Source organism: Ruegeria sp. TM1040 (assembly GCF_000014065.1).
Lineage (GTDB): Bacteria > Pseudomonadota > Alphaproteobacteria > Rhodobacterales > Rhodobacteraceae > Epibacterium.
This window is the reverse complement of record NC_008044.1, coordinates 1,663,981-1,677,522: the sequence shown is the minus strand read 5'-3', so window position 1 is coordinate 1,677,522 and position 13,542 is coordinate 1,663,981. Positions and strand designations below refer to the sequence as shown.

Genomic DNA, 13,542 nt, shown 5'->3' with positions numbered 1-13,542 from the left:
CCGGGGGCGGGGCGCTTATGAAAACAAAAAACAAAAGGAGTGCGCCTGATGAGTGACCACCTGACCGTCGTTGACCACCCGCTCGTACAACACAAGCTGACCATCATGCGGGACAAGGCCACGTCCACCTATGAATTTCGCCAGCTGTTGCGCGAGCTGACGCAGCTGTTGGCCTATGAGGTCACCCGCGAGTTGCCGCTCACGACGACCACCATCGAAACCCCTATGGAGGAAATGGAAGCGCCGATCCTCGCGGGCAAGAAGCTGGCACTTGTGTCGATCCTGCGCGCAGGCAACGGCATGCTCGATGGGGTGCTCGAGCTGGTGCCCTCGGCGCGGGTGGGCTTTGTCGGCATGTACCGCGACGAGGAAACGCTGGAGCCGGTGCAGTATTATTTCAAAGTTCCGCAGCAGATCTCTGACCGGATGGTGATTGCGGTGGACCCGATGCTGGCGACGGGAAATTCCTCGGTCGCTGCGGTTGACCTGCTGAAAAAAGCAGGCGCCAACAACATTCGGTTCTTGTGCCTGCTGGCCTCGCCCGAAGGGGTGGCACGCATGAAAGAAGCGCATCCGGATGTGAAGATCATCACCGCCTCGCTGGATCGCGGCCTCAATGAAAAGGGCTACATCATGCCCGGGCTCGGGGATGCGGGCGACCGTATGTTCGGCACCAAATAGCCCAGAGATGGCCCCATGCACCAGCTGCCACGCGCGACACTCTGCGCGCAACAGCTGAGGTTTGGGGCCACCCCCGCAATATGGCGACGATCAGACGGATCGCGCCATATTGTTGCCCAGATTGCCTTTACTCAGTTGGGGATTTGAGGCATCCTGCCGCCATATATTGTGGGGCAGTTGGATGAAAATAACTACAATTACGGCAGTATCCCTCATCTTGGCATCCGGCTTGGCAACTGGTGTCAGCGCGCAGCTGTCCTCCAAGACGGCGCAACCAGCAGAGTTTCCACCGGCGAGTTATCAGGGTCGTCAATATGTGGACAGCCGTGGCTGCATCTTTATTCGCGCCGGTGTGGACGGCAATGTGACGTGGATTCCGCGTGTGAACCGCGCCCGTCAGCAGCTTTGTGGTGCGGAACCGTCCAACATCGCAGGCTCAACGCGCCAGCAGCCCCAAACGCAAGACCCGCGTCCCGATATCATCACTCTGACGCCGGATGAGGATCGTGTCGACGAGGCCGCCCCGGTGCGGCTGACCACGCCGACACCGGCGCGCACGCGCTCGATCGTGCCGCCTCCTGCGGTCAAACCAGAGCGCAGAGCCGAAGTCCCGACACCGGATGCGCGCGCGACCTCGCTTGCGCCTGCACGGCCCATTCGCGCTGCCGCGCCTCAGCCCGTTGCTGCGGCACCTGCGCCGGCAGCGCCTGTCGTTGCACCCGCACCGCGCCGCCCACTGCGCAATGCGGGCGATCCGTTGGATCAGATCACGCCCAACACGCGTATCCTGCCGGTGCACGTCTATCTGATGCGCCGACAGAGCGAGGGGCTTCAGGTGCCCGAGGGTTACCGCCCGGCCTGGGATGATGATCGATTGAATATCCGTCGGGTCGAGCAAACCATCCGGCCGACCGTGATCAACCAACTCCCGGCAGTGCCGGAGGGGTACGAGTTGGCAGATCGTGCGGACAATCGGATGAACATCCAACGCGGGCAGCGTTCTCCCCAAGGGGATGCGCAGATGGCGCAGGTCTGGTCCGACACGCTGCCACGGCGTTTGCTGGAGCAGCCGCTTGATAAAACACCCTTCGTCCTGAGGGATGCCAAGGCCAGATATGGGTATCTTGAGCCGCGCCAGGGCACAGGTGTAGCCACCCGTTTGTCGAGCCGGGCAGCCCCGGATGCGACCCTGCCAGAGGCGGTTCCGTCTAAGCCACGCTATGTTCGTGCCGTGACCCTTGCCTCCGAGGAGGAGGCCCGCCGCATTGCGCGTGAGCTGTCGGCGGCGACCGGGTTGCAGATGCGTCTTGGCACGCTCACCCGTAACGGCCAGACCCTCAAGGTGGTGCTCGCGGGGCCCTTTACGGCGGGCGCGGATCGGGCGCTGCAGCGTATCCGTTCCGCAGGGTTCAGCGGAGCGCGGCTCAGCAAGTAGAGCAATGCGGCAAAACGCAAAGTATAGGCCGGGCATGCTCCCGGCCTTTTTGTTTGTAAACAGTGTTTTAGCCGCAGATGTTTTGAAGTTGGACCCAGTCGCGGTCATTCAGAACCGGTGCCAGTTCCCGGCCCGCCATGGGGTCCGCCTCGATCAGCCCGATGGTGGATTCACCGGTCACGTCCCGCGCATAGGCATAGGGCGTGGAGGGGATCGCGGCACGGGCAAATTCAGCCAGGAGTGCCTCGGTATCGACGCCCGGGCGCGGGGAGGACAGCATGGTCTCGGAGTAGCGATCCAGCGTGTCGCGTTTGATTTCCCCCGTGGTGAGCAGGCGGAAGGTGGCGGTGACCCCGCCAATGTCGAGGATCTCCGCCATCGGATCGCGCTCGTCGGCGCGCACATGTTCCACCAACACCGCACCTGCGGCGACGGCGGGGTCCTCGAAATCCTCGACAAAGCTTCGGTTGATCAGGACGATGCCGCCGGGCAGCGTGAGGCTCTCGGCAATACCGGAGCGCAGCACAACCACACGCCGCACGTCGGTGCGATCCGCCAGCTTTTTCAGGATCGGTTCAGCCTCTGGTGTCGAACACGCCTGACCTGAGACCCGTTCGATACGTCCCAGAAGCGCCTGACCTATGGCCTTGCGGTGGACGTCGGAGACAGCGGCAAGGGTCTGATTTCGCATGGTTTTCGGCAGCCCAAGCGCCAAGAGTGCGACCGCGCAGACCACAATTGTCACGCCCCCAAAGAGCCGAAGGCGCCCGGGGTGTGGACGCGCGCGATCAATGGCGGTTTGCACTTTCTCGATCGCGTCACGCATGGTGACCTCATCTTCAGCAAGCTCCAACGTCTCGCCGGGGTCGCCATCGGGATGATAAAGCGCCGGGAAAGCGCCGGGATTGGCGCGCTCGATCGCGGCCAGCGACCAATGGGCGAGGGGGCGATCTTGCATATCGGTGATGGTGAGCGTGGCATCTCCAAGCGAGACGATCACATCCCGCCGCTGCTCTGCCGGGGACGCCCGCCAGATCCCCACTGCCTCAAGCCGCTGAAATTCGCGCAGTACCGTCATGGACCGGAAATGCCTGCTCCTGTTGTTGTTCGTTGCATTTAACATGCAAGCCGCGTCGGCGGCAAACCGCTTTGCAGCTCGAGCGGTGGTGCTTGGGTGTTTTTGCGAACGTTGAGAGGGCGTTGAGGTGGAAAGGGGCCAGATATGGCTGCGCAAGACACCCCCTCGGTCAGTGGGCGAGCATAGCAGGAGGTGCTTGCTCTTGCGCCTGCGAAAGCAGAAGGTTGTGATGAAGTGTCATACGCTGACGCGAAGAGTGCGGTATCAGTGCTGGAGGATATTGAGAGTATTTGCTTGAAAGCACTCATTTGTGATGCGCGTCACGCAGGAACGGCCTGTGCCTGAAGCTACCTCCATTGCACACAAAGACAATGTCTGGGTCAAATTGGTTCACTGCGCGGAAAGGGTATACATTGTTCAAACGATTGTTCGGCAAACGACAATTTCAGTACAAGTGCAACGCGTGTGGTGAGCTTCACCAAGGATCGCCGTCGTTCTCGTTTCGGTTTCCGACATACTATTTCGATGTCCCCGAGGGGGACCGAAAAGATCGGACTTTCGCCTCGGATGATCTTTGTCATATTAAACCTGCAAAAGGTGATGACCAAGGCGACGAGATTTTCTGTATTCGTGTTGTCCTTGAGATCCCGATCCAAGGTACCGATGCCGTGGTTACTTGGGGAGTTTGGGTTACTCAGTCTAAAGATAGCTTCGAAAAATACGTCGAAACCTTTGGTCAGGATCAGTCGTCGCTCGGGAGCTTTGGGTGGTTGCCCGTCTACATGCCGTTTTACAATCTATCTGATGCTGGCGCTCCTCTTGAGCACCTTGAATGTGATATTCAATGGAGTGCCAAGGGGCAAAGACCAAAGGCCTATCTTTGGGACAGTTCCCATCCGCTTTCCATTGATCAACGCGAAGGGATCAGCTGGAGAAAGGCAATAAAAATAGCCAATCTCGCAAATCACGCGTGCTCAAGGAAAGATCAGGTCGCTTAACAGAGGAAGACCGACATTCGCGTCGTCGCTGCGAACTGGTGCTTCGTCCCGCGTGGTATCCATCTATGAATGGGGTGGTGAATGTCAGCAATTGCAGATTCACGCCCAGTCTGACAGATCTTCGCCATCCAGTCTCATTTCACCAAAGCGTCTTCATCCACGGCTCGAGGTCGCCCTCAACTCCCCCCTGCGAAGCTCTTCCTCAGTTCAAACTTCTGGATCTTTCCGGTCGAGGTCTTGGGGAGCTCGCAGAAGACCACTGCCTTGGGTGTCTTAAAGCCCGCAAGCGTTTGGCGGGCAAAGGCAATTAGGGATGCCTCATCGACATCTGCGCCTTCTTTGAGTTCCACAAAGGCGCAGGGCACTTCGCCCCATTTCTCGTCCGGTTTTGCCACGACCGCCGCAAGGTTCACATCCGGATGGCCCATCAGGACCCCCTCGACTTCAACGGAAGAGATGTTCTCCCCGCCCGAGATAATGATGTCCTTGGCGCGGTCCGCGATCTGGATGTAGCCATCCGGGTGCTGAATCGCGATGTCGCCAGAGTGGAAATAGCCGCCCGCAAACGCCTCTTCAGTGGCTTCCGGGTTCTTTAGGTAACCTTTCATGACGGAGTTGCCCCGCATCACGATTTCCCCCTGATCGCTGCCATTCATGGGGACCTGTTGCATGTCGGCGTCCATGACCGTGATGTGGTCCATCATTGGAAAGGCCACGCCCTGACGTGCCTTGATTGCGGCGCGCCCTTGTTGATCCAGCTCGTCCCAGCTGTCGCCTTTCCAGAGGCATTCCGTCACATGACCATAGGTCTCTGTAAGCCCGTAGACTTGCGTGACATGAAAGCCCAGGCGTTCGATTTTCTCGAGCGTGGCCGGGGCAGGGGGCGCACCGGCGGTAAAGACTTCGACCGTGTGGTCAAAGGCGCGGCGCTCGGTGTCCTTGGCGTTCACGATCATGTTGAGCACGATGGGCGCGCCGCCAAAATGGGTGACACCCTCATCCGCGATGGCGTTATAGATGGCTTCGGCGGTGGTGTTGCGACAGCAAACCACGGTGCCGCCCAGGACCGGCATCATCCAAGTGTGGTTCCAGCCGTTGCAATGAAACAGCGGCACGATGGTCAGGTAGACCGGGCGCAGTTGCAACCGCCACGACACCACCGTGCCCATGGTCATCAGGTAGGCGCCGCGGTGATGGTAGACCACGCCTTTCGGGCGCCCGGTGGTGCCAGAGGTGTAATTGAGCGCGAGGCTCTCCCATTCATCCTCGGGCATGATCCAGTCAAAATCAGTTGCACCATGCGCGATCAGGTCTTCATAGGTGGTGTAGCGACCGCTGGCCGCATGGCCAGCCTCTGTGTCCGGCACTTCAATGAGGGTAGGGCCTGCGCCCTGCAGTCTTTCTTTGGCGGCTTCGGCAAGAGGCAAGAATTCACTGTCCACAAGCACGACTTTGGCCTGACCGTGATCAAAGATATAGGCCACCGTATCCACATCCAGCCGAATGTTGATCGTATTGAGCACCGCCCCGCAGGCTGGCACGCCAAAATGTGCCTCCGCCTGTGCGGGGATGTTGGGCAGCAATGTTGCCACCACATCGCCCGGAGCAACCCCCATCCCGGCCAATGCCGACGCCAACCGCGTGCAGCGATCATGATACTGGGCATAGCTGCGCCGAGTCTGACCGTAGACCAAGGCGGGTTCGTCGGCAAAGACATGCGCCGCCCGCTGCAAATGGGACAGCGGCGTCAGCGCGACATAATTTGCAGCCCTGCGCTCCAACCCGGTTTCATCGGCCAACCACCCCATAGAGTCTCCTCCCAAGCTCAGTGTTTTTATCTCTGGGAGCGATTATTGCGCTGAGGCGTTCGAAATTGAAAGAGATTGCTTGGTGCTGGCTGCAATTCCTCGGATCTGACCTGCGATCACAGGTGTTTCCCAAAGCACAGTAATGGGTTAGCCTCTGCGCATGATCCTTTCGCGTGGGCGCAACTACGTCTTTATTCATATCCCGAAGACCGGTGGCACCGCGCTTGCACTGGCGCTTGAGTCGCGCGCGATGGCCGGAGACGAGATGCTCGGCGACACGCCCAAGGCCGTCAAACGCCGCCGCCGCCTGCATGGCACCGAGACGCGCGGGCGATTGTGGAAGCATTCAACGCTTGCAGACATCGAAGGTCTCGCCAGCCGCGAAGAACTGCGCCAGATGTTTGCCTTTACCCTTGTGCGCAATCCCTTTGATCGCGTGGTGAGCCTGTATCACTGGCTCAAAGAGCAATCCTTCGATCATCCGATGGTGCCACTGGCGCATTCGCTGCCGTTTACCAGCTTTGTGACCGATCCTTTGGTGATGCGCGCGCTCAAATCTCAACCGGCTCTGTCTTATATGATGCAGTCGGACGGGTATGAGCATTGCAGCCTTTACATAAGGCTCGAATATTTCGCTAAGGATGCCGCACCTTTGTTCGATCACTTGGGATTCGCATTGGAATTGCCTCGCGTGAATGAGTCGCGTCGCGATCCGGACTGGCGTGTTTACTATGATTCACAGGCGGTTGATGCCGTAAGGACGTGCTGCCAGCTCGAAATCGAACGATTTGAATACTCTTTTAACGATTACCCCCTATCCCTTTGATACAGAGCGGCTCCCTAAGAGCACGCGCCCAGGCCCGACCGATTTGCTACAAAGGCTTCACGGAACGGCGATTGGAGCTTCGAGCCCCTGAGGTCCGGAGCAACATCAAGGTCGAAAGGACAGGAACATGCTGGATTGGTTTGCAAAACGAAATGCCTCCCCGATGGCAGAGGCGTTCACAACCGAATTTCCGATGGTCGCAACTGGCCAGGCAGGGTTTCTCTCAGGGACCATGGTCGCGACCGCAACCGGCTGGCGCCCCGTCGAAGCGCTCTCCATCGGTGACGAGGTTCTGACCTTCGATCACGGCATGCGTCCGATCAAATCCATTACCCGTCGCACCCTGGTTCTGGGCGACACCGCCTGCGCCCAGGAAATGGCGCCGATCTATATCCCCCGTGATGCACTGGGCAACCGCAACCCGATGTGGGTCAAGCCAGAGCAGGGCATCCTCCTCGAGCATGATCTTCTTGAAGACAGCCTTGGTGATCCCTTCGCCGTTGTTCCGGCTTGCGCACTTGAAGGCTACCGCGGTATTGCCCGCGCCCCGCAGCAGGTGACCATGCAGACCGTGGTGCTTACCTTTGACGAGGACGAAGTGCTCTATATCGAAGCGGGCGTGCTGGCCTATTGCCCGGCAGATCACGACCTGATGCACTACTGCGTGACCGCCGCCTCCGAAGAGCTCTACACAATCCTCTCCGCCGCCGAGGCGCGTGAGCTGGTCATCGACATGATCACCGAAGACAGCTTCTGGACCCAAGGGGCGGTTGCTGGCAGCGGTGGCACAGGTGAGCCGCAGTATACGACCTTCGCCTGATCCCCAAACGCTCTCTCTCACACCTCCTGAGCAAACACCCCGCGCGCCGCTTGGTCGGCTGCGGGGTGTTTTCATGTTGGAGCACGCGCTTGTTTTCGGGAAGCTCCGCGTCGAACGTCGCCCCTGCGCTGGCCAGCACACCACGATCTGCCGCGATGGGCGTACGGGAGCGCGCTGACGCCCCAACAGGCCCATTCCGAGATCGAAAACTACTCCCGGTCCAGCTTTCATCTTTTCTCAAATATCTCTGAGCGCGAGGCAGAGCCTCGCAAAAAAAATAGCCGCCCCAAAGACAGGGGCGGCCATATCAGCATGAAGGCAGGACGGTTTAGGCGGCTTGATCCTCTTCCGGCGCAAACCGGCCATAGAAGGTCTGGCCTTTTTCGGCCATCTCCCGCAGGAGCGGCGGGCAGGCAAAACGGTCGCCGTATGCCTCGGCCAGTTGGTCACAACGCTCGGCTGCATAGGGCGTGCCGATGATGTCAAGCCAGCTGAGCGGTCCACCGGACCACGGCGCAAAGCCCCAGGCGAGAACCGCGCCCACGTCACCCTCGCGGATGTCCATCAGCACGTTTTCCTCCAGTGCCCGCACAGCCTCAAGGACCTGCGCAAACATCAGCCGCTCCTGGACCTCAACCAGATCGGGCTGAACCTCCGCCAGCGGGTATTTCTCCGCAAGCCCCTTCCAGTACTCAACGCGCTTGCCCTTGTCGTCATAGTCAAAGAAGCCCGCATTGGCCTTGCGCCCCAGACGCCCCTGATCTTCCATCCAGAAGATCAGATCGTCCGCCGGGCTTTCGGGATAGGCGTCGCCCATCGCCGCCTTGGTGGCGCGTGCGATCTTTGCACCGAGATCGATCGAGGTCTCATCCGTCAGCTGGATCGGCCCCACCGGGAAGCCAAGCTGGCGCGCGGCGTTGTCGATCAGCACCGGCGAGACACCTTCGGTGATCATCCTTGCGCCCTCGTTGATGTAGGGGATGATGCAGCGGTTGCAGTAGAAGAAGCGCGCATCATTGACCACGATCGGCGTCTTGCGGATCTGGCGTACATAGTCCAGCGCCTTGGCCACCGCGCGATCGCCGGTTTTCTCACCCTTGATGATCTCCACCAGGAACATCTTCTCAACCGGAGAGAAGAAGTGAATGCCGATGAACTGCTCGGGCCGGACCGAGGCCTCGGCCAGGCTGGTGATCGGCAGGGTCGAGGTGTTGGAGGCAAAGATGCAATCCTCGGGGATGATCGCCTCGACCTTCTTGGTCATCTCGGCCTTGACGCCCGGGTCTTCAAACACCGCCTCAATGATGAGATCGCAGCCTTTGAGGGCGTCGAGATCTGCTGTTGCGGTGATCTGCGCCAGCAGCGCCTCTTTTTTCTCCGGCGTGGCTTTGCCGCGCTTGATGCCCTTGTCCATATAGGTGGCAGAGTAGGCCTTGCCTTTGTCGGCGGCGTCCTGATCGCGGTCGATCAGTACGACCTCCATGCCCGCCTGCGCTGAAACCAGTGCAATGCCTGCGCCCATCATGCCTGCGCCGAGCACGCCGATCTTCTTCACGGACTGATCCTCAATGCCCTTGGGCCGCACGGCGCCTTTCTCCAGCGCTTGCTTGTTGAGGAACAGCGAGCGGATCATCGCAGAGGACGACGGGTTCATCAGAACATGGGTGAACCAGCGCGCCTCGATGCGCAGCGCGGTGTCAAAATCCACCAATGCGCCCTCATAGACCGCCGAGAGCAGCGCCTTGGCCGCCGGGAAGGCGCCTTGGGTCTTGCCATGCACCATGGCAGACGCGCCGACAAAGTTCATGAACCCCGCCGGGTGATAGGGCGCACCACCGGGCATTTTGTAGCCCTTCTGATCCCAGGGCTTCACGATATCGGCGTCTTTGGCGTTGAGCACCCACTGACGCGCCGCTTCCAGCGGATCGGCGGCAACCTCATCCACAAGGCTCGCGGATTTCGCCTTCTTGGGGTCCATCATCTTGCCTTCAAGCAGCACGGGGGCGGCGTTCACGGCACCCACCATGCGCGAATAGCGGATGGTACCGCCGCCACCGGGGAAGATGCCCAGCAGGATCTCCGGCAGGCCGATCTTGGCCTTTGGGTTGTCGGTCATGGTTCGGTAATGACAGGCCAGCGCGATCTCGGTGCCGATGCCTGCACAGGTGCCATTGATGGCGCAGGCAATCGGCTTGCCGCCCTTGTTGTTCTTGGCGTCCATCCCTGCGCGCTCCAGCTTGCGCAGGATGCGGTGGCCATTCATCGTAAAATCAAACAGGCCCTGAGCCGGGTTTTCACCGGATTCCTCGCGGATGGTGGCCAACACATTCAGGTCCATGCCGCCCGCAAAGTCTTTCTTGCCGGAAGTGATCACCACGCCTTTGACGGCGTCATCGCCAAGCGCACGGTCGATATAGTCCTCCACCAGGCCAAAGGCCTCGCGGGTGAGGACGTTCATGCTCTTGCCTTCCGCGTCCCATGTGATGATGGCGATGCCATCGGCGTCTACGTCGTATTTGAAATCGGTCATAGTCTTTGTCTCCAACCCTATCAGGTGAGAAGGCGTCGCTTAGACGCGCTCGATGATGGTGGCCGCACCCATGCCGGATGCAATGCAGAGCGTGGCAAGGCCGCATTCCTTGTCCTGCCGCTCCAGCTCGTCCAGCAGCGTGCCGATGATGATCGCACCGGTTGCCCCCAAAGGGTGCCCCATGGCGATGGAGCCGCCGTTCACGTTTACCAGGGCCGGATCGACGTCAAAGGCTTGCTGGAAGCGCAACACCACGGAGGCAAAGGCCTCGTTGACCTCAAATAGATCCAGATCGGATATTGTCATGCCGGTGTCTTTGAGGATCTTCTCGGTCACAGGCACAGGACCGGTCAGCATGATGGTCGGGTCGGTGCCGATCTTGGCGGTTGCCTTGATACGGGCGCGCGGCTTCAGACCATGGCGTTCGCCAAATTCCTTGTTGCCGATCAACAGCGCGGCAGAGCCATCCACGATCCCTGAGGAGTTCCCGGCGTGGTGGATGTGGTTGACCTTTTCCAGATGCGGGTACTTCAGTTTTGCCACGGCATCAAAGCCAGGCATTACTTCGCCCATCATCTGAAACGATGCATTGAGCGATCCAAGCGCCTGCATATCGGTGCCGGGGCGCATGTATTCGTCATGATCAAGGATCGCCAAACCGTTCTGGTCGCGTACGGTGATGATCGACTTGGCAAAGCGATTGTCATCCCACGCGGCCTTGGCACGGCGCTGGGATTCCACCGCCAGTGCGTCGGCCTGATCGCGGGTAAACCCATACTCGGTTGCGATGATATCGGCCGAGATCCCCTGCGGCACAAAATACGTGTCCATCGCAAGGCTCGGGTCCACGGCAATCGCCGCCCCGTCCGATCCCATTGCCACACGGCCCATCATCTCGACGCCGCCCGCGATATAGCCATCGCCTGCGCCACCTTTGACTTGGTTTGCAGCGAGGTTCACGGCTTCCATGCCAGAGGCGCAGAAGCGGTTGATCGCAAGACCCGGGATGGATTGATCCAGATCGGAGGCCAGCACGGCAGAGCGCGCCAGACAGCCACCCTGTTCCATCACCTGCGTGACATTGCCCCAGATCACATCCTCGACCGCATGGCCTTCCAGGTTGTTGCGTTCTTTCAGCGCGTTCAGGGTCAGGGCAGAGAGGCGCACAGAGGTCACCTCGTGGAGGGCGCCGTCCTTGCGGCCCTTGCCGCGCGGGGTGCGAACGGCATCATAGATATAAGCTTCGGTCATATTGGTCTCCTCAAGCTCGATCCGACGGGTTGCCGGGCATCAGGTCATAGGGGTGTTTCCAGCCGGGCAGGGCGCTGAGGCGCGACAGCCAGGCGTCGATGTTGGGGTAATCCTTGCGGTCAAAGCCGAAAGGTTCAGGGTAATAGAGATAGCCGCAGCAGGTGAGATCGGCGTTGGTGAGGCTTTCGCCCACGATCCAGTCGCGGCCCTCAAGATGCTTGTCCAAAACCGCATAAGCGGCCTTCAGGCGCCCTTGCAGAAAGGCGATCACCTCGGCGGGCCGTTTATCTTCGGGCATGAAATTCATCAAGAACCGGCACAGACCCGCGTTGGAGGACAGTTTGTGATTGTCCCAAAGCTGCCAGCGCAGGATTTCGCGCTTTTCTTCGGGCGTAGATCCCCCAAACTTGCCGTAAGTATCAGATAGATACTGCTGGATCACGCCAGATTGCGTAAGGGTTGTCTCGCCATCAACGAGAACCGGGCATTCGCCCATTTCGTTGACGCCCTCGCGAAACTCCGCTCCGCGTGTGATACCGTTGAAAAAGTCGACAAAGACAGGCTCCCAATCAAGTCCCGCAAGCTCGAGCGCGAGTGCGACTTTGTAGGAATGGCCCGACTCGCCAAAACAATAGAGTTTCATATCAAATCGCCCCTCCCAGTGGCGATGTCGCGGCGGGGGTTTCACACCCCCGCACCCCCGTGGGATATTTTGAAGAAGATGAAGGATAGTCAGCGTTTGTTAACCAAGATGGCGATAACATGGCAGTACGGTACAGGCTGGGAAGCCGATGACCGCAGAAGCTGAAGGCGCGCTTGCCCATTAGGCGGAGAGCTCGGGGGCAGGCGCGCCCCATCCCTTCAACTTCTCTGAAATATCCCCGCCGGAGGCATCCGTCAGACGCGGCAAGGGAAAGCGCTGGAACTGTCATAGAGACCTCGCAATCAGCTCTTTCATAATCTCATTGGTGCCGCCGTAAATGCGCTGCACACGGGCATCGGTCCACATTTCTGCCACGGCGTATTCTTGCATGAACCCATATCCTCCGTGCAATTGCAGGCACTCATCAAGCACAGCGCCTTGCGCGTCGGTGATCCAGTATTTAGCCATCGCCGCCTTTTCGACGGTCAACTCTCCACGTAGGTGCTGGACCATGCAGTCATCAAGGAAGGCGCGGGCGACTTTACTCTTGGTCAGGCATTCGGCGAGTTTGAAACGGGTATTCTGGAACTGCGTGAGCGGCCCGCCAAAGGCTTCGCGCTCTTTACAATATGCGATGGTGCGCTCGACCGCGCCCTGCATCGCGCCAACCGCGCCGCAGGCGATGATCAGCCGTTCCTGCGGCAATTGCTGCATCATCTGGTAAAAGCCTTGCGCCTCCGTTGCGCCCAGAATGTTCTCCGGTGGCACAGCGATATTGTCGAAAAAGAGCTCCGAGGTATCCGCCGCGTGCAGGCCGACCTTCTCGAGGTTACGCCCCCGGCTGAACCCTTCAGCGCCCTCGGTTTCAAGCGCCACAAGCGAGATGCCTTTTGCGCCCTGGGACGGGTCGGTCTTGGCCGCAACAAGGATCAGGTTGGCGTGTTGCCCATTGGTAATAAAGGTTTTCTGGCCCGAGAGCCGATAAACATTGCCATCACGAATGGCCTTGGTTTTGATCGCCTGCACGTCAGATCCGGTACACGGCTCTGTCATCGCCAGCGCGCCGACCAACTCGCCGGACACCATCTTGGGCAGCCAGCGCTGTTTTTGCTCTTCGGTACCGTAGGAGAGGATGTAATGCGCCACGATGCCCGAGTGGATCCCGTGGCCCCAGCTGGCGAGATTGGCGCGGCTGGCCTCAATCAGGATCGCCGCCTCATGGCCAAAATCGCCGCCCGCACCGCCGTATTCCTCGGGGATGGAGGGGCAGAGCAGGCCCAGTTCTCCGGCCTGCGCCCATGTCGAGCGATCCATCTCGCCCTGTTTGCGCCAGCGCTCGAATTTGGGCGCCCATTCGTTGGTGATAAAGCTCTGCGTCATATCGGCGAGCATCTTATGCTCGTCGGTCATCCACACCGATGATGTGCGAAAATCCAGCTCTGCGCTCATCTCTCTCCCCCTTGGGCGCGTGG

At 59.7% G+C, this 13,542-nt stretch carries 11 protein-coding genes; 5 read left to right on the top strand and 6 right to left on the bottom strand.

Features of this window, described 5'->3' with window-relative positions; genetic code table 11:
- The first annotated feature begins 48 nt into the window (after nt 1–48).
- The gene (gene upp / locus TM1040_RS12225; RefSeq protein ID WP_011538902.1) at nt 49–681 is read left to right on the top strand and encodes a uracil phosphoribosyltransferase; all 633 of its coding nucleotides are present in this window, start codon (nt 49–51) and stop codon (nt 679–681) included.
- 181 nt (nt 682–862) lie between these two features.
- Nucleotides 863–2,116 (top strand): SPOR domain-containing protein, encoded by a 1,254-nt coding sequence (locus TM1040_RS12220; protein WP_011538901.1) that lies wholly within the window; start codon nt 863–865, stop codon nt 2,114–2,116.
- 67 nt (nt 2,117–2,183) lie between these two features.
- Here TM1040_RS12220 and TM1040_RS12215 read toward each other — a convergent pair whose 3' ends face one another.
- Entirely contained in the window at nt 2,184–3,194 is a 1,011-nt protein-coding gene (locus TM1040_RS12215; protein ID WP_044026763.1) for a hypothetical protein, read from the bottom strand.
- Between the two features lie 413 nt (nt 3,195–3,607).
- Between TM1040_RS12215 and TM1040_RS12210 the strand changes: the two genes are divergently transcribed.
- A complete protein-coding gene (locus tag TM1040_RS12210; protein ID WP_049763239.1) occupies nt 3,608–4,192 on the top strand; it encodes a DUF2199 domain-containing protein in 585 nt (194 codons plus the stop codon).
- Nucleotides 4,193–4,368: 176 nt separating this feature from the next.
- On the opposite strand, the gene TM1040_RS12205 is transcribed toward TM1040_RS12210, so the two are convergent.
- Nucleotides 4,369–6,000, bottom strand: a complete 1,632-nt coding sequence (locus TM1040_RS12205) for a long-chain-fatty-acid--CoA ligase (protein WP_011538898.1) — start codon at nt 5,998–6,000, stop codon at nt 4,369–4,371.
- A gap of 160 nt (nt 6,001–6,160) precedes the next feature.
- Between TM1040_RS12205 and TM1040_RS12200 the strand changes: the two genes are divergently transcribed.
- A complete protein-coding gene (locus TM1040_RS12200; RefSeq protein ID WP_011538897.1) occupies nt 6,161–6,826 on the top strand; it encodes a sulfotransferase family 2 domain-containing protein in 666 nt (221 codons plus the stop codon).
- Between the two features lie 127 nt (nt 6,827–6,953).
- Nucleotides 6,954–7,646, top strand: a complete 693-nt coding sequence (locus TM1040_RS12195; protein WP_011538896.1) for a Hint domain-containing protein — start codon at nt 6,954–6,956, stop codon at nt 7,644–7,646.
- A gap of 328 nt (nt 7,647–7,974) precedes the next feature.
- Here TM1040_RS12195 and TM1040_RS12190 read toward each other — a convergent pair whose 3' ends face one another.
- The 4 genes from TM1040_RS12190 to TM1040_RS12175 all read right to left on the bottom strand — a co-directional run bounded on the left by TM1040_RS12190 (nt 7,975) and on the right by TM1040_RS12175 (nt 13,519).
- Nucleotides 7,975–10,176, bottom strand: a complete 2,202-nt coding sequence (locus TM1040_RS12190; RefSeq protein WP_011538895.1) for a 3-hydroxyacyl-CoA dehydrogenase NAD-binding domain-containing protein — start codon at nt 10,174–10,176, stop codon at nt 7,975–7,977.
- A gap of 39 nt (nt 10,177–10,215) precedes the next feature.
- A complete protein-coding gene (locus TM1040_RS12185; protein WP_011538894.1) occupies nt 10,216–11,427 on the bottom strand; it encodes an acetyl-CoA C-acetyltransferase in 1,212 nt (403 codons plus the stop codon).
- Between the two features lie 10 nt (nt 11,428–11,437).
- A complete protein-coding gene (locus TM1040_RS12180) occupies nt 11,438–12,070 on the bottom strand; it encodes a glutathione S-transferase family protein (protein ID WP_011538893.1) in 633 nt (210 codons plus the stop codon).
- Between the two features lie 285 nt (nt 12,071–12,355).
- Nucleotides 12,356–13,519, bottom strand: coding sequence for an acyl-CoA dehydrogenase family protein (locus tag TM1040_RS12175; protein ID WP_011538892.1), 1,164 nt, complete (start codon nt 13,517–13,519; stop codon nt 12,356–12,358).
- Between the last annotated feature and the right edge of the window lie 23 nt (nt 13,520–13,542).

Bases quoted from the DNA above. Each gene is read 5' to 3' on its own strand.
- TM1040_RS12200 (WP_011538897.1), top strand. From the start codon at position 6,161: ATGATCCTTTCGCGTGGGCGCAACTACGTCTTTATTCATATCCCGAAG.
- TM1040_RS12195 (WP_011538896.1), top strand. From the start codon at position 6,954: ATGCTGGATTGGTTTGCAAAACGAAATGCCTCCCCGATGGCAGAGGCG.
- TM1040_RS12175 (WP_011538892.1), bottom strand. From the start codon at position 13,519: ATGAGCGCAGAGCTGGATTTTCGCACATCATCGGTGTGGATGACCGAC.
- TM1040_RS12205 (WP_011538898.1), bottom strand. From the start codon at position 6,000: ATGGGGTGGTTGGCCGATGAAACCGGGTTGGAGCGCAGGGCTGCAAAT.
- TM1040_RS12215 (WP_044026763.1), bottom strand. From the start codon at position 3,194: ATGACGGTACTGCGCGAATTTCAGCGGCTTGAGGCAGTGGGGATCTGG.
- TM1040_RS12220 (WP_011538901.1), top strand. From the start codon at position 863: ATGAAAATAACTACAATTACGGCAGTATCCCTCATCTTGGCATCCGGC.
- TM1040_RS12185 (WP_011538894.1), bottom strand. From the start codon at position 11,427: ATGACCGAAGCTTATATCTATGATGCCGTTCGCACCCCGCGCGGCAAG.
- TM1040_RS12180 (WP_011538893.1), bottom strand. From the start codon at position 12,070: ATGAAACTCTATTGTTTTGGCGAGTCGGGCCATTCCTACAAAGTCGCA.
- upp (WP_011538902.1), top strand. From the start codon at position 49: ATGAGTGACCACCTGACCGTCGTTGACCACCCGCTCGTACAACACAAG.
- TM1040_RS12190 (WP_011538895.1), bottom strand. From the start codon at position 10,176: ATGACCGATTTCAAATACGACGTAGACGCCGATGGCATCGCCATCATC.